At 68.8% G+C, this 17,377-nt stretch carries 20 protein-coding genes; 5 read left to right on the top strand and 15 right to left on the bottom strand.

Going from position 1 to position 17,377, the window contains the following annotated elements; all coding sequences use genetic code 11:
- Positions 1–2 precede the first annotated feature (2 nt).
- A complete protein-coding gene (locus C8D87_RS10510) occupies positions 3–1,379 on the bottom strand; it encodes an FAD-binding oxidoreductase (RefSeq protein ID WP_112226530.1) in 1,377 nt (458 codons plus the stop codon).
- A 154-nt stretch (positions 1,380–1,533) separates the two neighbouring features.
- Here C8D87_RS10510 and C8D87_RS10505 point away from each other — a divergent pair, with 154 nt between their 5' ends.
- Positions 1,534–2,202, top strand: a complete 669-nt coding sequence (locus tag C8D87_RS10505) for a DedA family protein (protein WP_233439111.1) — start codon at positions 1,534–1,536, stop codon at positions 2,200–2,202.
- Between the two features lie 65 nt (positions 2,203–2,267).
- Positions 2,268–3,260, top strand: a complete 993-nt coding sequence (locus C8D87_RS10500; protein WP_112226529.1) for a right-handed parallel beta-helix repeat-containing protein — start codon at positions 2,268–2,270, stop codon at positions 3,258–3,260.
- Here the strand turns inward: C8D87_RS10500 and C8D87_RS10495 are convergent.
- Positions 3,257–3,892: a nucleoside/nucleotide kinase family protein gene (locus C8D87_RS10495; protein WP_109629547.1), complete on the bottom strand. Its 636-nt coding sequence runs from the start codon at positions 3,890–3,892 to the stop codon at positions 3,257–3,259. The two genes, C8D87_RS10500 and C8D87_RS10495, sit on opposite strands and share 4 nt — an antisense overlap.
- Positions 3,856–4,701 carry a PfkB family carbohydrate kinase gene (locus tag C8D87_RS10490; protein WP_112226528.1) on the bottom strand — a complete coding sequence of 282 codons (846 nt, stop codon included), beginning with the start codon at positions 4,699–4,701 and terminating at the stop codon, positions 3,856–3,858. Before C8D87_RS10490 ends, C8D87_RS10495 begins: the two co-directional genes overlap by 37 nt.
- Positions 4,702–4,734: 33 nt before the next feature.
- Here C8D87_RS10490 and C8D87_RS10485 point away from each other — a divergent pair, with 33 nt between their 5' ends.
- Positions 4,735–5,709, top strand: a complete 975-nt coding sequence (locus tag C8D87_RS10485; protein ID WP_112226527.1) for a LacI family DNA-binding transcriptional regulator — start codon at positions 4,735–4,737, stop codon at positions 5,707–5,709.
- Positions 5,703–6,434, top strand: coding sequence for a sugar phosphate isomerase/epimerase family protein (locus tag C8D87_RS10480; RefSeq protein WP_112226526.1), 732 nt, complete (start codon positions 5,703–5,705; stop codon positions 6,432–6,434). Before C8D87_RS10485 ends, C8D87_RS10480 begins: the two co-directional genes overlap by 7 nt.
- Here C8D87_RS10480 and C8D87_RS10475 read toward each other — a convergent pair.
- The 4 genes from C8D87_RS10475 to pyrE form a co-directional block, all read right to left on the bottom strand.
- The gene (locus tag C8D87_RS10475; protein ID WP_112226525.1) at positions 6,424–7,521 is read right to left on the bottom strand and encodes a glycoside hydrolase family 76 protein; all 1,098 of its coding nucleotides are present in this window, start codon (positions 7,519–7,521) and stop codon (positions 6,424–6,426) included. The genes C8D87_RS10480 and C8D87_RS10475 overlap by 11 nt on opposite strands.
- A 25-nt stretch (positions 7,522–7,546) precedes the next feature.
- Complete coding sequence (locus C8D87_RS10470; RefSeq protein ID WP_233442020.1) at positions 7,547–8,212, bottom strand: TrmH family RNA methyltransferase; 666 nt, start codon at positions 8,210–8,212, stop codon at positions 7,547–7,549.
- The gene (locus C8D87_RS10465; protein ID WP_109629565.1) at positions 8,184–8,552 is read right to left on the bottom strand and encodes a DUF2784 domain-containing protein; all 369 of its coding nucleotides are present in this window, start codon (positions 8,550–8,552) and stop codon (positions 8,184–8,186) included. Before C8D87_RS10465 ends, C8D87_RS10470 begins: the two co-directional genes overlap by 29 nt.
- A 67-nt stretch (positions 8,553–8,619) precedes the next feature.
- A complete protein-coding gene (pyrE, locus tag C8D87_RS10460) occupies positions 8,620–9,168 on the bottom strand; it encodes an orotate phosphoribosyltransferase (protein WP_411711372.1) in 549 nt (182 codons plus the stop codon).
- A 71-nt stretch (positions 9,169–9,239) separates the two neighbouring features.
- Between pyrE and C8D87_RS10455 the strand changes: the two genes are divergently transcribed.
- Positions 9,240–9,791 carry a hypothetical protein gene (locus C8D87_RS10455; RefSeq protein ID WP_112226522.1) on the top strand — a complete coding sequence of 184 codons (552 nt, stop codon included), beginning with the start codon at positions 9,240–9,242 and terminating at the stop codon, positions 9,789–9,791.
- A 165-nt stretch (positions 9,792–9,956) separates the two neighbouring features.
- Here the strand turns inward: C8D87_RS10455 and C8D87_RS10450 are convergent, their stop codons facing one another.
- From C8D87_RS10450 to clpB, 8 genes are all read right to left on the bottom strand, one after another.
- Positions 9,957–10,400, bottom strand: coding sequence for a hypothetical protein (locus C8D87_RS10450; RefSeq protein ID WP_112226521.1), 444 nt, complete (start codon positions 10,398–10,400; stop codon positions 9,957–9,959).
- Entirely contained in the window at positions 10,397–11,311 is a 915-nt protein-coding gene (locus C8D87_RS10445) for a WXG100 family type VII secretion target (protein WP_112226520.1), read from the bottom strand. The genes C8D87_RS10450 and C8D87_RS10445 overlap by 4 nt, the downstream gene beginning before the upstream one ends.
- Positions 11,308–11,622, bottom strand: coding sequence for a hypothetical protein (locus C8D87_RS10440; RefSeq protein WP_112226519.1), 315 nt, complete (start codon positions 11,620–11,622; stop codon positions 11,308–11,310). The genes C8D87_RS10445 and C8D87_RS10440 overlap by 4 nt, the downstream gene beginning before the upstream one ends.
- 37 nt (positions 11,623–11,659) lie before the next feature.
- The gene (locus tag C8D87_RS10435; RefSeq protein ID WP_112227017.1) at positions 11,660–12,433 is read right to left on the bottom strand and encodes an SDR family NAD(P)-dependent oxidoreductase; all 774 of its coding nucleotides are present in this window, start codon (positions 12,431–12,433) and stop codon (positions 11,660–11,662) included.
- Positions 12,434–12,840: 407 nt separating this feature from the next.
- Complete coding sequence (locus C8D87_RS10425; protein WP_112226517.1) at positions 12,841–13,575, bottom strand: type III secretion system chaperone family protein; 735 nt, start codon at positions 13,573–13,575, stop codon at positions 12,841–12,843.
- Between the two features lie 71 nt (positions 13,576–13,646).
- Positions 13,647–14,024, bottom strand: a complete 378-nt coding sequence (locus C8D87_RS10420) for a VOC family protein (protein ID WP_109629591.1) — start codon at positions 14,022–14,024, stop codon at positions 13,647–13,649.
- Between the two features lies 1 nt (position 14,025).
- A complete protein-coding gene (locus tag C8D87_RS10415) occupies positions 14,026–14,688 on the bottom strand; it encodes an arsenate reductase/protein-tyrosine-phosphatase family protein (protein WP_112227016.1) in 663 nt (220 codons plus the stop codon).
- Between the two features lie 82 nt (positions 14,689–14,770).
- Positions 14,771–17,356, bottom strand: a complete 2,586-nt coding sequence (clpB, locus tag C8D87_RS10410; RefSeq protein WP_112226516.1) for an ATP-dependent chaperone ClpB — start codon at positions 17,354–17,356, stop codon at positions 14,771–14,773.
- Positions 17,357–17,377: the final 21 nt, after the last annotated feature.

Below are 17,377 nucleotides of genomic sequence, written 5' to 3'. Positions count from 1 at the left end.
CCTCAGAGACTGAACATCGAACCGGGGTTGAACAGGTTCTCCGGGTCCAGCGCACGTTTGATGTCGCGGTGGACCCGGAGGCCGACCGGGCCGATCTCCTTCGCCAGCCACTCACGCTTGATCTTGCCGATGCCGTGCTCGCCGGTGACCGTCCCGCCCAGCGCGAGCCCGATCGCGAGGATGTCGTCGAACGCCTTCTGGGCGCGGGCGAACTGGTCGGCGTCGGTGGGGTCGTAGACGATCGTCGGGTGCATGTTGCCGTCGCCCGCGTGGCCGACGACGGCGATCTTGAGGTCGACCTCCTTCGAGACGTCCTCGCAGCCCTGGATGAGCTCGGCGATGCGGGTGCGCGGGACGCACACGTCGTCGGTCAGCCAGGAGCCGTAGACCTCCAACGCGGTCAGCACGGCCCGGCGGGCGGTCAGCAGGTCGCGGCCCTCGTTGACGTCGTGCGTGGCGTAGACGAGGTCGGCCTCCGCGCAGATGGTCTCGATCTGCTGCAGTTCGTGGCGGGCCTGCTCGCCGCCCGCGTCGGACTGGCAGATCAGCAGCGCCGCGCAGCCGGGACCGGCGCCGAGCTCCGTCTTCAGGTACTGCTCGACGGCCTCGATCGAGGTGCGGTCCATGATCTCCATCAGCGACGGCACCAGGCCCTCGCGGACGATCCGGCTGACCGCGGCACCCGCGGTGGCGGTGCTGCTGAACGCGGCCACCAGCGTCGCGGGAGCCTGCGGGAGGGGCTTCAACGCGAGAGTGGCCCTGGTGATCACGCCCAGGGTGCCCTCCGAGCCGATGAAGAGCTTGGTGAGGTCGTAGCCCGCGACGCCCTTGACGGTGCGGCGGCCGGTCCTGAGCACCTCGCCGTCGGCCAGGACGACCTCCAGGCCCAGCACCGAGTCGGTGGTCACGCCGTACTTCACGCAGCACAGGCCGCCGGCGTTGGTGGAGAGGTTGCCGCCGATCGTGCACCAGTCGTAGCTGCTCGGGTCCGGCGGGTAGAACAGGCCGTGCTTCTCGACGGCTCCGCGCAGGTCGAGGTTGATCACACCCGGCTCGACGACGGCGAGGCGGTTGTCGGCGTCGATCTCGACGATGGCGTCCATCTTGGTGGTGACTAGGACGACGCAGCCGTCGACGGCGTTCGCGGCACCGGAGAGGCCGCTGCCCGCGCCGCGAGGGACAATGGGGACACGGTGGCGCGCGCAAGCCCGCACCACCGCCTGGACCTGCTCGGTGTTCAGCGGGAACACCACCGCCGACGGGCTGCCGTGCGGTGCCAACGGCATCATGTCTCGCTGGTAGCTCGCGGTGACATCGGCGTCGGTCAGCACGCCCGAGTCACCCAGTGCGGAACGGAGTTCTGCGAGCAAGGTCTCCATGTCCCACACGCTAGTCCGATTCGGCTGGTTCACTCGAAGGATCTCGACCGAAGGGGGTTCACGTGGTGACCGGGTGTGCTCAACCCACATTTCGTCGTCCTGTCAGACCGATGTCGCCGTGCCGGCGGCGCAGCACGACGTAGGCTGGGTCACCGTGGCGCATGCTTTCGCCTCGCTGGAGACCGCAGGTCCGGTGGCCGTGTGGCTCATCGTGCTGAGCTTCATCTTCTTCGAGTGCGCTTTCATCTTCGGGTTGTTCCTCCCCGGTGACTCGTTGCTGTTCGCCGCCGGCGTGGTGCTGGCGCAACACGGCAACGAGCTGTCGGCGTGGGGTCTTTCAGGTGCGGCTCTGGTCGTGGCCGTCGTCGGCAACCAGCTCGGGTACTACATCGGCAGGCACACCGGCACGCGCGTGCTCGCGCGCAAGGGCGGCAAGGTGCTGAACCGGAAGAACCTCGAGAAGGCCGGCGACTTCCTCGACCGCCGCGGGTTCTGGGCCGTCGTGCTCGCCCGCTGGCTGCCGTGGGTTCGCACGCTGGCGCCCATGATCGCCGGCGCGGCCCGCATGGACGCGCGCAAGTTCATGCTGGCCACGACCATCGGTGCCATCGCGTGGGTGCCGACGCTGGTCCTGGCGGGCTACTACGGCGCGGGCATCCTGCAGAAGGTTCCGTGGCTGGAGACGGCAGCGCTGATCATCAGCGTCGCGTTCTTCGTCATCGGCACCGGCTGGGGCATCTGGCGCTACCGGCAGGAGATGCACAAGCCCATCGACGAGACCAGCGAGGACCTGGAACACCTCAGCCACCCGCACGCCCGCTGAACGACGTAACGACAAATCGCACGAGAAATGTCATCCTTTCCCAAAACGGGAAGGGGAGTCCTGTCATGCGATTGCTGAGCGCATTTGCCGCTTTAATTGCACTGTTCGGCGCAGTAACACCCGCCCAGGCAGAAGCGATGCCACAATGCGGTCAAGTTCTCACCACGAACTTCACACTCATGGACGATTGGGACTGCGGCAATGGACCCGCTTTGATCGTTGGTGCCAACGGGGTGAAAATCAACCTCAACGGACACACGCTGAGCGGCACTCCCGCGATCAGCATGACCGACGTCGACGGCACCACGATCCGCAACGGCACCATCCCCAGCAACATCGTCGCGGACAACGCGACCAACACCAGGTTCGTCGACATGGCCATCGGCCAGCCGAGCCCGAACGCGACCTATCTGTGGAACGGCACGACGTCGGTCACGTTCGTGCGCAGCAAGCTCGACATGTGGCGGTTCAACTGCGGCGCACGATGCCACCTGCTGCGCAGCAAGTTCTCGATGAACCAGATCGGTGCGAAGACCCTCGTCATCCAGGGTGACCAGGGGCAGCCGAACCTGGTCAACTTCGTCGGCGCCGTCGAGGCCGACGTCGTCAACACCAGGCTGAACGCCTTCTCGATCGGCGGGTCCGAGCGGCTGACCATCCGCGACAGCGAGCTCGACGGGTTCGAGGTGATCGCGACCGGCCGGCTCGAACTGCTGCGCAACACGTTCAGCGGTGGCAACTGGGTCGGCGTCCACCGGCCGGTCAACGGCGTCATCCGCGGCAACAGGTTCGAGAAGATGCGCTCGGCCGGCCTGTTCGTCGATCCAAAGGAAACGCTCACCGGCCCGTTGGTGATCGAACGCAACACCTTCGCCGAAAACGTCGGGGACGGCCTGCGCATCGACGTTCCCGTTCCACTCGACATCACCGTTCGCAAGAACACGAGTGAGAACAACGGTCAATTCGGAATGTGGGCGACAGCAGGCACCGTGACGGACGGCGGCAAGAACGTCTCGAACAACGACGCACTGGGGTGTTACACCATCGTCTGCGCTTAAAGCACTTCGGTGATCAGCAGATCCGCTGATCCCTTCGACGAGTTCACCATCAGCGCGTTGACGTGATCCGTGCCGTGCAGCACGCGTTCCTCCGCCTCCGACAGGGTGCGCCCGTACCGCAGGTGGCGGTCGATCAGCCGCTGCACGCGCACGTCCTCGTCGATGAACAGGAACCACGCCTCGTCCAGGATGATCCGGACGCGCTTCCACTTGTCGTAGTTGAGCAGCAGGTAGTTGCCCTCGGTCACGACGAGCGGGACGTCCGGGTGCACCGGCACCGCGCAGGCGATCGGCTCCTCGATCTCGCGGCGGAACTCCGGCGCGTAGATCATGTCCGGCCCGCACGCCTTGATCCGGCCGAGCAGGTCGACGTAACCGGGGATGTCGAACGTGTCCGGCGCACCCTTGCGTTCGACCAGCCGCAGCCGTTCCAGCTCGCTCTGCGCAAGGTGGAAGCCGTCCATCTCGACGAGCACCGCCTGACCGTCGAGCGCCTCGACGATCCTGCGCGCGAGTGTCGACTTGCCCGAACCGGGTGCCCCGCCGATCCCGAGGATCTTGCGCTCGCCGAGATCGGTGAGCGCTCGGGCCCTCTCTAGCAGCTCCTCGAACCTGACCTGCTGTCCTGCCACCGTGCCAGCCTCTCAACCCAGTCCTCGACCGCACCGACCCGAACAGCTGCCGCCTCCGACGCGAAGCCGATGGCGGCGACCGGGTCCTCACCCGACGCCAGCGCGTAGGCGTACGCGCCGTGCCAGACGTCACCGGCACCGTTCGTGTCCTTCACCTCCACCGCCGGCACGGGCACCTCTCCAGACGAGCCGTTCCGCGACCAGGTCACCGGCTTCGCACCGTGGGTGCGAATGACCAGCGGCACCCCGTACGAGTGCACCTCGGCCTCGGACCGCTCGAAACCCGAACTGCAGGCGGCCACGTCCACCAGCGGCAACAGGTGATCGAGGACAGGTTTCCAGCTCCCGGCGTCGAGCACCACAGGCAATCCCATCGCTTTCGCCTGCTGGGACACGGGGATCGCCAGGCCGTCATGGTGTCCGTCCAAGAGCACCACGTCCGCGGCGGCGAGCAGGCCGGACAAATCCGGCGCGGTGACCGGCACCGAGGCGTTGCGGGAAACGACGGTGCGCTCCCCATCTGCGTCTCTGACGACGACCATGCTCACGGGCGTCGTGCCCGGTACCGCGGTGACTTGGACCGGGTCCAAGGACGCACGGACAAATTCACCCAGTGCGTCGGCACCCAACGCGGTGAGCAGTGACGACTTTCCGCCGAGTGCCGCGACCGCACGCGCCGCGTTGGCGGCCGGACCGCCGGGAGACAGCGCGGCGTGGAGCGAGCGGACCTTCTCGCCCGGAGCCGGGAAGGCGTCCACCCGTTGAGTCACGTCGAGAGTTGCGAGCCCGACACACAGCACGGCTGCCATCTGGGCTTCCTCCAAACGGGTAAGGTCCCGGCCATGGTCACCATGCGGGATGTCGCGGCTCTCGCGGGGGTCTCCATCACCACGGTGTCACACGTGATCAACGAGACCAGGCCGGTCGCCGGTGACACGCGAGAGCGCGTCCAGAAGGCTATCGACGAGACCGGGTACACGGGTGACGCCATCGCGAGATCGCTGGTCATGGGCGGCACCAAGTCCCTGGGCCTCGCGGTGTCGCTGGTCTCCCACCCGTACTTCGCCGAGCTGATCGCCGCCATCGAGTCGGAAGCGACCCGCAACGGCTACACGCTCGTGCTGATCGACACGCGGGACACCCCCGAATCCGAGCAGACCGCGGTCAGAATGCTGCGCTCACGACGGGTCGACGGCCTGCTGCTGACCCCGTCGGCGGGCGGCGGCAGCCTCGTGCTGCCGGAACTCAAACGGCTGGGCATCCCGACGGTGCTCGTCGACCGGCTGACCGTCGCCAAGGACATCGACCAGGTCGGGCCGGAGAACGTCCAGGCCACGTCTGGTCTGGTGAAGCACCTCGCGGAACTGGGACACCGGCGGATCGGCATCGTCTGCGGCAAGACGGGCGTGGCGACGACCGAGGAACGCATCCTGGGTTACCGGCTCGGTCTCGGCCGTGCGGGCCTGAAGTGGGACGAGGCGCTGGTGTCGCAGAGCGGCTGGCTCGCGCCGCTGCTCGACCAGGAAGACCCGGCGACCGCGGTCGTGGCGGCTGACCACCTCGTCACGATCGGCATGCTGCACGAGGCACGCGCCCGCGGCCTGAAGCTCGGCACGGATCTCGCCGTCGTCGCCTACGACGAGGTCGAGTGGGCGACGTTGATCGAACCGCCGCTCACCACGCTGGCCCAGCCGGTCGAGGAGATCGGCAGGACCGCCGTGAAGCTGCTGCTGAACAGGATCGCCGACCCGGCCAGGCCGCCGGAGACGATCCGGCTGGCGCCCTCGCTCATGCACAGGCAGTCCTGCGGATGCTGATCCCCGGCCTCGTCTCGGTGACGTTCCGGCAGCTGTCGGTCGAGGAGATCGGTGAGCTGGCACTGGAGTGCGGGCTGCAGGCCGTGGAGTGGGGCGGCGACGTGCACGTGCCGCCCGGCGACTTCGCGGCGGCACGGCGGGCGCTCGACACCGGGCTCAAGGTGGCCGCGTACGGGTCGTACTACCGGGCCGGCGTGTCCGACCGCGGTGAGCTGGCGGCGATCCTGGAGACCGCGGCCGAGCTGGACGCACCGCTCGTGCGGGTCTGGGCGGGCACGTCCGGATCGGCGGAGTGCCCCGACCGCGGGCCGGTGATCGAGGCGCTGCAGCACGCCGTCGAGCACGCGGACGCGATGGGAACGCGGATCGCGTTGGAGTACCACCGGAACACGCTGACGGACACGCTGGAGTCCGCGGTCCAGCTGCTGGACGAGGTCGACGGCGTGGTGCCGTACTGGCAGCCGAGCGGTGGCCAGGACGTGTTCTCCGCCGTGCACGAGGTGCGGACGCTGGAACCGGTGACCGCACACGTCTTCTCGTGGGGCCCCGGCGGGTACCAGGACCGGTTGCCGCTCGCGGCGCGCCGCGACCTGTGGAAGCCGGTGCTGACCGAGCTCGCGCGCGACGGCATCGACCGCAACGCGTTGCTGGAGTTCGTGATCGACGACTCGCCGGAGCAGTTCCGCGAGGACGCCAAGACGCTGCTGAGCTACGTCAAGGGGTAGCGACGTTCAGGCCGTGCCGCTCCAGCAGCGCCGCGGCCTCCAGGCACATCCAGCCGCCGAGCTGGACGGACAGGTCGCGGCCCTCCCGCTGGTCCGCCGGGACCGTCCACTCCGGACCGAACAGGGGGCCGCTCACCGCCGTCACGCGGTTGAGCCACGCCGCTTCCGCCGACTGGATCACGAGTTCCCTGGCCAGGTCCGCGGTTTCCTGGCGGTCCGGGTCGAGCTCGGGGATCGTCAGCGCGGCCTGCGCGAGGTAGCGGGTGAGGATGCCGGCGAACAGACCGCCGTCACCGCCGCCCTGACCCTTGATCACGCCGTTGACGGCCAGATCGTCGTGCACCGCGGTGATCGTGCGGGCGGCCTTTTCGAGCCACCTCTCCTGCTGGCCGTGCTTGGCCAGCTCGACGCACGCGCCGATCAGAACCCCTTGGCAGTACGTGTAGATGTTCTTCTCGTACTCCCGGATCTCGCCGTTCGGGTGGACGTGCAGGCCGTCCCACGCGAGTCCGCTGCTCTCGTCGACCAGGTTGTCCTCGACCCAGTCCACGATGGAGCGCGCACGGGCGAGGTCGGTGCGGTCGCCCCGGCGAGCCAGGAAGATCGCGGCGGGACCGTTGGCGGGCACGTTCTTGAAGTCGTCCTTGCGCTTCCACCAGATGCCGCCGCCGGCGTGGTCGGTCCAGCCGTCCCGCAACTGTTCCGCGATGGCGGCCAGCGCCTTGGGCTTCGCGACGCCGACGATCTTCTCGGCGCGCTGCAGGGCGAGGCCGAGCCACGCGATGTCGTCGTAGAAGTCGTTGGTCCAGCCGAGGACGTTGCGCACCCGAATGCCCCGCACGACCTTGGTGATGGCCGTCTTCCGCAGCTCGCTGGGCGAGCGCTCGTAGCCGTCCACCATGCAGTCGAGCAGGTGGGCCTGCCACCAGTAGTTGAAGCTCGTGTGGAGCTTGTCCCGCAGCAACGGGGGCCACGCCCGCGCACCGAGCAGCGTGCCCGGCACACCCCAGACCCGCCGCAGGTGCCTGGAGTACACCGCGCGCTCCGCGACGCCCGCGCGCGCCGCCAGCAGTTTCGCGATCACCACTGCGTCATCGTGAGTGCTTGACCGGTCAAGAAGCGCGGTGAATCACCCAGTGGTAGAGGCCCATCGCCACAGAAGTTGTCAGGTTGTAACTGCTGACCTTCTCGCGCATCGGCAGCCGGACGATCCTCGTGGCCTTCGCACGGACCTCCTGCGAGAGGCCGTGGCGCTCCGAACCGAACGCCAGCACGGCGTTGTCGGGGATCGGACCGGTCAGGAGATCGCCGTCCGCGTCGAACGCGATGAGCTCACCGGCGAAGTCGAGGCTCTCGGCCTTGGCGACCGGCAGGGCGAAGTGCAGGCCCGCCGAACCCCGTAGAACGTTGGGGTGCCACGGATCCACGTCACCGGTGGAGATCACGCCGCCCGCGTCGAGGCCCGCCGCCACCCGGATGGTGGCGCCGAAGTTGCCGAGATTGCGCGGGTTGTCGAGCAGGACGACCGGGGCGTCGCGGTCGAACGGCAGGTCCGGCCTCTCGGCGAACCCCGCCACCCCGGTCGGATGGAGGCGGCCCGCGCGGAGGACGAACCCGGCCTTGTCGATCTCGGTCGCGTCCTGGAACCGCCCGACCAGATCGGGCGCGTGCGTCTCGGCGAGGCTGATCGCGGCGCTGAGGTCCGTCGTGATCAACGGATGCACGTCGGCGCCGAAGCGCAACGCGTGCTTAACAGCGTGAAAGCCTTCGAGCAGCACGGCCGCCAGCATAGAAGCCGGCCCACGAGACCAGGACGATCGCCCCGAGAACCAGCTGCACGAGCGTCGTCGCGCTCTGCGGGTACCAGACGCCGTCGATGTAGTGGTCGATGAACCCGGTCTCCAGCAACGGCATGCCCGCGAGCCCGCGGAGGTCGTTCTCCAGCACGGTCAGCGGGCAGGTGAGGTCGATCGTCACGCTGAGGATCGCCCACACACCGGCGACCAGATGCGCGTAGATGACACCCCGCCAGCGCCACGCGAGGAACCCTCCCAGCGCGATGAACGCCAGAAAGGCAAAGTGCAGAACCACGACCGCTTCGACGAGCACCCTGGCCATTCGCACCACCCCGTCCTCCAGACTAGGACGGGGTAGCTCGAATCGCTCTCGATAAAACGAGTGAACGTCAGGCGAGCCCGAGATCGTTCAGATCCAGCAGGTACCGGTACTGCAGCCCCTCCGCCTCGATGGCCTCCTTGGCACCCGTGCCGCGGTCGACGACGGTGGCGACACCGACCACCTCGGCACCGTGCTCGCGCAGCGCCGTGACGGCCGTGAGGACCGAACCACCGGTGGTGGAGGTGTCCTCGACGGCGAGCACGCGCTGGCCGCGCACGTCGATGCCTTCGATCTGCCGCTGCATGCCGTGGGCCTTGCTGGCCTTGCGCACGACGAAGGCGTCGAGCACGTCACCGGCCGCCGCGGCGGAGTGCATCATCGCGTAGGCGACGGGGTCGGCACCGAGCGTGAGACCACCGACGGCGACGAAGTCCCAGTCGCTGGTGAGCTGCCGCAGCAGCTTGCCGATCAACGGCGCCGCCGCGTGGTGCAGCGTCGCGCGGCGCAGGTCGACGTAGTAGTCGGCTTCCTTGCCGCTGGAGAGGGTCACCTTGCCGTGCACCACGGCCAATTCGCTCACCAGACGAGCGAGTTCCGACTTCGCGTTCGCGTCCAAGACCGTTTCAGTTCGCACAGGTCGCTAGCTTCGCACACGCGGGCGTTCGGTGCCGCATACCCTGCATCACCGTGAGCACCCTCTTCGTCGAACAGCCGTGGACCGCGATGAGCCTGTTGTTCCGGCCGCAGTACCGGGTGGACGTGTTCGACGAGCGCGACTCGCCGATCGCGGTCGTCAGGGAGCGCGGCGGACCCGGGCTGCAGCGGCCGCTGCGGTACACGGGGTTCTCCGGCTGGACGACGTTCGACCTCGACGTCGTGGCGCCGCACGGCCAGCCGATCATGCACATCGGCAAGCGGTTCGGGCGGCGGCCCCACGTGAGCGTCAGCACGCCGCAGGGGCAGTTGATCGGGACGATCAAGACGCACAGCGCGTGGAAGCAGTCGTTGCACGACGCGAACGGTCAGCAGATCTGCTTCTTCGGTGACATCGCTCGCATCGAGACCGGCGGGCGCGCCAAGCGCAACGGCAGGCGCGTCCGCCGGGACGTCGTGCGGATCAACCCCGGTGTGGCCGAGCCGCTGCGCTCACTGGCGACCGCCTGCGCGGTCGCCTTCGACGTCGTACGGGGAACCGGGACCAGCCACGTGAGCAGTGGCGGTGTGGACTGGTCTGCCTAGTGCTGTGACCGTCGGCCTTTGCCCCGTATTTCGACGGTCAGACGGGTGCATCGCGGTGCCGGCCCCCGCCCCTCATATCGGGCATATGGGGGGCGGGGGCCGGTGCCGCGAGGTGCCCTGCTGAGCGCCGGAAGACGCGGTGAAGGTCGGCGGTCACAGCACTAGCTACCAGGCGTCCTCGCGGAACTGGCTCGGACCGTCGTCCTCGTCGTCGTCATCACGGCGCGGCCGCTGAGGCGTCGGGGTGCCCGAGGCGATGATGTCGTCGATGTCCTGGCCCTCTTCGATCGCGCGATAGGCGCGTTGGAGGTCCGGAACGCCGACGGCTAGTGCCTTCTGCACACCCTCGTCGTCCAACGCGCGTCCCGCGGCGACATCGGCCCACGACATCTCACCGGCCTCGACGCGCCGCTGGAGGTCCTTGAGCTCCTGCGGCGCGCCCGGCGACTTCGCGAACCGCTCGATCTCGGCGAGGTCCTGCTCGGAGAGCCCTCGCGAACGGCGCTGCACCTGCGAGGCGGCCGTCGCGACCTTCCCGAGGTCGTCGATCCGGGAGTCCACCTCGGAGAACAGCGCCTGCAGCCGCGCCTGGTCGTACGGAAACGTCACTGCTGACCACCACTGCTCGGAACCGGGGCGGGAGCGGGGGCACCGGAGCCACCACCCGAGCCGGAGCCGCCGGTGCCGGAGCCGTACCGGCCCGAGGCCGCGGAACCGGCCTTGCCGAGACTGTAGGCACCGAGGCCGACGCCGATCGCACCGGACTTCGCCGCGGACACGCCGTTGTCGTACTTCTGCTTGCCGTCCTGCACGCCGTCGACCACGTCGAGGAAGTCGTTGACGTCCTTGACGTCCTTGAGCTTCATCAGCGCCGTGCCCATCGCGACGATGCCGTCGACCATGCCCTTGACGCCCTCGATCAGCGTCATGATCGACTGGATGATCTTGCGGATCGCGTCGACGATCTGGATCGCGTCGTAGACCATCCACACCGCGCGGCCCCAGCCGACGACCGGGATCACCGCGGTCATCGCGGCCTCGAGCAGCATCGTGCAGAGCTTGTCGAGCAGGAACAGGGCGACCTTCGTGGCCGAACGGCACGCGTTCGCCATGGACTGGAACTTGTTGCCGATGATCCGGGCGACCTGGGAGTCCGCCTCGATCGCGATGACCCACATGGTGTCCATGCGGCGCTCGAACGCCTGCGCGGCGTCACCGTTCCAGTGCGGGTTGAGCTGACCGACGCCGTCGCCGACGTTGTGCCGCACGGCGTCCAGCGCCTTGGCGACCTGGTCCCACGCGTTGGCGTTGGCGTCGATCTTCTCGAAGTCGCCGACCAACGGGTTGATCAGCGCCTCGATCAGGTTCTCGCCGGTGACCTTCTCGTAGATCCAGTTGACGCCCTGCAGCTTCCAGCCGGCGGCTTCGATCAGTTCCTTGGTGGTCTGCCGGCCGGGACGGTTCTCGGCGGCCGCGTTGAGCGCGACCGACGGGTCCTGGACGTCCGCGTACGCGGTCATCGGCCACCTCCGGCCTGCTGCACCAGCTTGACGCCGTGCTGGTCGGCCTTCTCGTAGGTTTCAGCGGTCTTCTTGAGCGCGGCGGAGTCCTTGACCATCATCTTGTTCGCGAAGTCCAACGTCTCCCCGTAGAGGTTCGCGACGCCCGTCACGACGGGGTGCAGCAACGTCAGCAGGCCGGTGAACCCGCTGGTGTCGCCGCCCTTCGAAATCGCGTGATCCTTGATGGTCAGGAAGTGCTGGGCGTTGCGGTCCAGCAGCTCGCTGTACCCGCGCAGCTCGTCCGGCACGACACGGAACTGTTCACTCACGAGGACTCCGACGCTCGATCCACCTGGACGGTTCCGCTCACGTCCGGCCGCGGCCGCCGGCGAAGCGGGACGCCATCCTGCGCACCAAGGCCCGCGGCAGGACCTTCGTGACGCTCACGATCGCCTTGTACTGGGCGCCGGGGATCGACAGCACCTTGCCACGGCGCAGGTCGCGCAGCGCCTCGTGGACCAGCCGGTCGGCGTCGACGTAGAGCCAGTCCGGCGTCTTGGACATGTCGATCTTGGCGCGCTGGTGGAACTCGGTCTTCACGAAACCGGGGCACAGCGCCATGATCCGCACGCCGGAGTGTCCGACCGCGAGGGACATGCCCTCGGAGAACGACGTCACCCACGCCTTGTCGGCGCTGTAGCTCGTGCCGCGGCCGGGCAGGAAGCTGGCCACGCTGGACACGTTGATCACGTCGCCCTTGCCGCGCGCCATCATGCCGGGGATCGCGGCCCTGCAGAGCCGCAGCACCGTGGCGACGTTGACGTCCAGCTGAGCCTGCAGCTTCTCGACGTCGGCGGCGAAGAACTCGCCGGTGTTGGCGAAGCCCGCGTTGTTGACGAGCAGGTCGACGGGCGACTCGGCCAGCCGGGACTCGACCTTGGCACGCTCGCCCTGGTCGCTGAGGTCCGCGGGCAGCACGTCGACGTGCACACCGTGCCGCTCGTGCAGTTGCTGGGCGAGCTCCTCGAGGGCGGACGCGGTGCGCGCGACCAGTACGAGGTCGTATCCCTCTGCCGCGAGCCTGCGGGCGAAGGCGGCCCCGATCCCGACGGTCGATCCGGTCACCAGTGCGGTTGGCATGCCATCGCACGGTAGTCGGAGCTGGGCCGGGGTCGGAAGCGCGCCGATGATCACGCTCCGTTCTTCGCCGGACGACGAAGAACGAACAGACGCAGTGCGAGGCCCGAAACGACCAGAGCGACTCCGCCGAACAGCATCCAACCGACCGATGCACCCGTGTTGGCAAGCGTCACCACGGACGCTGTACCCGCCACAGCTGCGGGCGGAACTACCTTTCCTCCGTACATCGTGATTCCCTCCGGGGGGTTCGGGGACACGACGCCTTACGCACGGAGTATCTGAATCACCTTCCGATGTTTTACACAGAGTGAAGTGTGACGTAGCTCACAACACTTTGGTTACGGCGTGGAATACCGCTGGTGAGTGATCAATGACGCACGGTAGGCCGACCACCGGCTCACCCGGAGTTACGGCTGCTTGCGGCCGAACGAGGGGCGGTAGACCTCGCCACCCTCGTCGTCCTCCGCCACCGGCTCTTCGCGCTCCGAGGGATCCGGGTCGAAGGGGTCGATCACGTCCGCGAGCTCGCCGATGTCGCGCAGCAGACGCTCCAGGCGCGCGGGCGACGAGTTCGGCGGTGCCGCGGCCAGCACCCAGTCGTTCTCCAGCCAGACCACGGTGACGTCGCCACCGATCTCCTCGGCGGCGTCGATCAGGTCAGGCGTGATGATCTTGCGGGCGGCCGGGACGTCGGTGACGAAGGCGTAGCGCGAGCCGACCGGGCCGAGGAGGTCCGGCATCGGCATCTTGTCGTTGTCGCGCTGGAACGGGACCGTCGACAGCCAGAGTTCGATCACCACCGACAACGCCCTGCGGCAGCGCACGCCGACCAGCACCGAGTTGACCTTGCCGCCGGTCTCGTGGTCGAGCACGTAGACCTGGCGCCTGCCGTCGGCGGTGAAGGTCGAGCCCGCGACCACGTCACGGGCGAGCCCGGTGCCGTAGTACGCGATGGCGCCCGCCTCCCAGCGAGTCGGCAGTACGTGGTCTGTTTCCTCGAACTGCCAGCCGCGCAGTGCAGCCCAACGGCGCCGTTCACGATTACGCGCGGTTCGTTGCGCCCGGTCGGTCGCGAGCAGGGCAAACCCCGCCACGCCCGCCACCGCGGCGACGGTGAACCAGACCCACGCCGGTATGCCCACAGCTGAAGCGTAGTGGGTCGGGCCCGAGGAACGAAGATCACTTCCGCGCGTCGTGCACCTCGTCCGCCGATTCAGGCCGGTTGGAACAGCTCCACGGGGTTGCCGGACGGGTCGTCGAGGACGATCTGCTGTCCTCCCGGCCCCTTCACGACGTCGCTGCGGAACCGGATCCCCCGCTCCCGCAGCCTCGCCACCTCGGCGTCGATGTCCGGGACGATCAGGTGGATGCGGTTCCAGCCACCGGGGCCGGGCTTGGTGCCGTCCGGCATCTCCCGTCCCGCCGAACTGGCGGGGCCGCTGAGCAGCAAGCGCAGGTTGCCGCGGACGACGTCGGCGAAGGCCGGGGCGAAGTTCGTTCGCACCTCGAACCCGAGGTTCTCGGTGTAGAAGGCGAGCGAAGCGTCCACGTCGTCGACGAGGTAACGCACGCTCACGAGATCGGTGGTCATGTCAGACCTCCAGAGGGACTGGCAGGAATCGGATCCGGCCGTCGAGCTCGGCGGCGGTGCGCCGGAAGGCGTCGAACCCGCCTTCGGCCGCGGGGTCGGCGAGGCTCCAGTGGATCAGCCGCGGACGGCCGGGAAAGCTCGGCAGAACCTCGCGAACCCGGTCGCACAGGCTGATCACGAGGTCGAACCGGCCACGACGCACGACGTCCAGGTGAGTGGGTTCGTGCGCCAGGGCGGCGCCGTACTCCGCAACGGCCCTGACGGCGTCGGGATGCAGGGCCTTCGGGTGGCTGCCGGCGCTCGCCACCGCGACGCGGTTCCCGGACCGGTGCCGCAGCAGGGCCTCGGCCATGGGCGAGCGGCCGCTGTTTCCCGTGCAGACGAACAGCACCTTCGTCGCACTCGGCGTTGGCGTGGCCGTGGCGGCCGGATGCAGAGCCGCGCCCGCCCACGCCTCGGCACACCGCGCCAGGTCCAGGTGGTAGTAGGTGTCGCGGCCGTCGAAGTTGCTGCGCCTGGCCGTCACGAGACCCGCGTCGCGCAGCTGTTTGAGGTGGTAGGAGACCAGGTTCTGCGGTTCTCCCACCGCGGACACCAGCTCGCGTACCCGGCGGTCACCGGCGGCCAGCTCACACGCCAGCCGCCAGCGCAGCGGGTCCGCCATCAGCCGCAGGAACAGCGGCAACGTCCTGGGTGCGTCGCTGGACACACCCAGGACAATACATCAATCCAGCTTGATGTACCCCTCAGACCTCGCGGCCCACGATCAGGCCGGTGTTGTCGTCCAGCACGTCGACCCTGACCGTGTCGCCGTCCCGCACCTCACCGGCCAGCAACTCCTTCGCCAGCTGGTCACCGATCGCCGACTGCACCAGCCGCCGCAGCGGCCGGGCCCCGTACACCGGGTCGAAGCCGTTCAGCGCCAGCCAGTCGCGAGCGGAAGCCGTGACGTCCAAGGTCAGCCGCCGGGCGGCGAGCCGGTCCGCGAGCCTGGCGATCTGGATGTCCACAATGGACGTCAGCTCCTCGGTCGCCAGCGCGTGGAACACCACGACGTCGTCGAGCCGGTTCAGGAACTCCGGCTTGAAGTGCCGCTGCACCACCGCCATGACGGCGTCGCGGCGCTCCACCTCCGTCAGCGACGGGTTGGCGATCGCGGTGGACCCCAGGTTCGAGGTCAGCACCAGGATCGTGTTGCGGAAGTCCACGGTCCGGCCCTGGCCGTCGGTCAGGCGGCCGTCGTCCAGCACCTGCAGCAGCACGTCGAACACGTCCGGGTGCGCCTTCTCGACCTCGTCCAGCAGCACCACGGAGTACGGGCGGCGGCGCACCGACTCGGTCAGCTGGCCGCCCTGGTCGTAGCCGACGTAGCCGGGAGGCGCTCCGACCAGGCGGGCCACCGAGTGCTTCTCGGAGTACTCGCTCATGTCGATGCGGATCATCGCCCGCTCGTCGTCGAACAGGAACGCGGCCAGCGCCTTGGCCAGCTCGGTCTTGCCGACGCCGGTGGGGCCGAGGAACAGGAACGAACCCGTCGGGCGGTCCGGGTCGGCGACACCGGCACGGGTGCGGCGCACGGCGTCCGAGACGACCCGCACGGCCTCGGCCTGGCCGACGACGCGGCGGCTGAGCTCGTCCTCCATCCGCAGCAGCTTGGCGGTCTCGCCCTCCAGCAGGCGACCGGCCGGAATGCCGGTCCACGCCGACACGACGTCGGCGACGTCGTCCGGGCCGACTTCCTCCTTGAGCATCGCGGCGTCCTGAGTGGACGCTTCGGAGGCCGCCTCGAGTTCCTTCTCCAGCGCGGGAATCCGGCCGTACCGGAGCTCGGCCGCACGACCCAGGTCGCCGTCGCGCTCGGCGCGTTCGGACTCGCCGCGCAACGACTCCAGCTGTTCCTTCAGCGTCCGGACCTTGTCGATCGAGCCCTTCTCGTTCTGCCACCTCGCGGTCAGCGCGGACAGCTCCTCGCGCTTCTCCGCCAGCTCGGCGCGCAGGGCGGAGAGCCGTTCCAGCGAGGCCGCGTCCGACTCCTTGGACAGCGCCATCTCCTCGATCTCGAGACGGCGGACGGCACGCTCCACCGTGTCGATCTCGACGGGGCGCGAGTCGATCTCCATGCGGAGCCGGGACGCGGCCTCGTCGACGAGGTCGATCGCCTTGTCCGGCAGGAAGCGCGCGGTGATGTAGCGGTCCGACAACGTGGCCGCGGCGACGAGGGCGGCGTCGGTGATGCGCACGCCGTGGTGCACCTCGTACCGCTCCTTGAGGCCGCGCAGGATGCCGACCGTGTCCTCCACCGACGGCTCGCCGACCAGCACCTGCTGGAAGCGGCGTTCCAGGGCGGCGTCCTTCTCGATGTGCTCGCGGTACTCGTCCAGGGTCGTGGCACCGACCATGCGCAGTTCACCGCGGGCCAGCATCGGCTTGATCATGTTGCCGGCGTCCATGGCGGACTCGCCGGTCGCGCCGGCGCCGACGATCGTGTGCAGCTCGTCGATGAACGTGATGACCTGGCCGGCCGAGTCGGTGATCTCCTTCAGGACGGCCTTGAGCCGCTCCTCGAACTCACCGCGGTACTTGGCGCCCGCGACCATCGAGCCGAGGTCGAGCGCCACGACGCGCTTGCCGCGCAGCGACTCCGGCACGTCGCCGGCCACCACTCGCTGCGCCAGGCCCTCGACGATCGCCGTCTTGCCGACGCCGGGCTCGCCGATCAGCACGGGGTTGTTCTTGGTGCGCCGCGACAGCACCTGGACGACCCTGCGGATCTCGGCGTCACGGCCGATCACCGGGTCGAGCTCGCCCTTGCGGGCGCGTTCGGTCAGGTCGACGCCGTACTTCTCGAGCGCCTTGTACGTACCCTCGGGGTCGGGCGAGGTGACGCGGGCCGACCCGCGCACCTTCTCGAACGCGTCCTTCAACGCGTCCGGCGTCGCACCGTGCCGGCGGAGCAGGTCGGCGACCTGGCCGCCGTGCTGCGCCAGCCCGACGAGCAGGTGCTCGGTGGACACGTACTCGTCGCCCATCTCGGTGGCGAGCTCCTGCGCCTTGCCGAGCACCCGCACGGCGTCGCGCGAGAACTGCGGCGCGGAGACGGTCGAGCCGGAGGCGCTGGGCAGCGAGCGGGAGAGCTGCTCGAGCTCCTTGCGCACCAGCGTCGGGTCGGCGCCCACCGCTGAGAGCAACGGCGCGGTCAACCCGTCCGTCTGCGCCAGCAGGGCGCCGAGCAGGTGCGCCGACCCCACGTCCGGGTTGCCGTTGAGGGTGGCTGCCTGCACAGCTGCGGAAACAGCCTGCTGAGTCTTCGTCGTCGGGTTGAAAGCGTCCATTCCTCCACCTCGTGGTCAGCC

This window comes from Lentzea atacamensis, from assembly GCF_003269295.1.
Lineage (GTDB): Bacteria > Actinomycetota > Actinomycetes > Mycobacteriales > Pseudonocardiaceae > Lentzea > Lentzea atacamensis.
The sequence above is the reverse complement of the archived record's forward strand: the minus strand, read 5'-3'. Positions and strand labels throughout refer to the sequence as shown.

Coding starts and splice junctions, on each gene's coding strand:
- clpB (WP_112226516.1), bottom strand. CDS start 17,356: ATGGACGCTTTCAACCCGACGACGAAGACTCAGCAGGCTGTTTCCGCA.
- C8D87_RS10490 (WP_112226528.1), bottom strand. CDS start 4,701: ATGGCAGCCGTGCTGTGTGTCGGGCTCGCAACTCTCGACGTGACTCAA.
- C8D87_RS10415 (WP_112227016.1), bottom strand. CDS start 14,688: ATGGCGGACCCGCTGCGCTGGCGGCTGGCGTGTGAGCTGGCCGCCGGT.
- C8D87_RS10480 (WP_112226526.1), top strand. CDS start 5,703: ATGCTGATCCCCGGCCTCGTCTCGGTGACGTTCCGGCAGCTGTCGGTC.
- C8D87_RS10420 (WP_109629591.1), bottom strand. CDS start 14,024: ATGACCACCGATCTCGTGAGCGTGCGTTACCTCGTCGACGACGTGGAC.
- C8D87_RS10500 (WP_112226529.1), top strand. CDS start 2,268: ATGCGATTGCTGAGCGCATTTGCCGCTTTAATTGCACTGTTCGGCGCA.
- C8D87_RS10465 (WP_109629565.1), bottom strand. CDS start 8,552: ATGGCCAGGGTGCTCGTCGAAGCGGTCGTGGTTCTGCACTTTGCCTTT.
- C8D87_RS10445 (WP_112226520.1), bottom strand. CDS start 11,311: ATGACCGCGTACGCGGACGTCCAGGACCCGTCGGTCGCGCTCAACGCG.
- C8D87_RS10510 (WP_112226530.1), bottom strand. CDS start 1,379: ATGGAGACCTTGCTCGCAGAACTCCGTTCCGCACTGGGTGACTCGGGC.
- C8D87_RS10485 (WP_112226527.1), top strand. CDS start 4,735: ATGGTCACCATGCGGGATGTCGCGGCTCTCGCGGGGGTCTCCATCACC.
- C8D87_RS10435 (WP_112227017.1), bottom strand. CDS start 12,433: ATGCCAACCGCACTGGTGACCGGATCGACCGTCGGGATCGGGGCCGCC.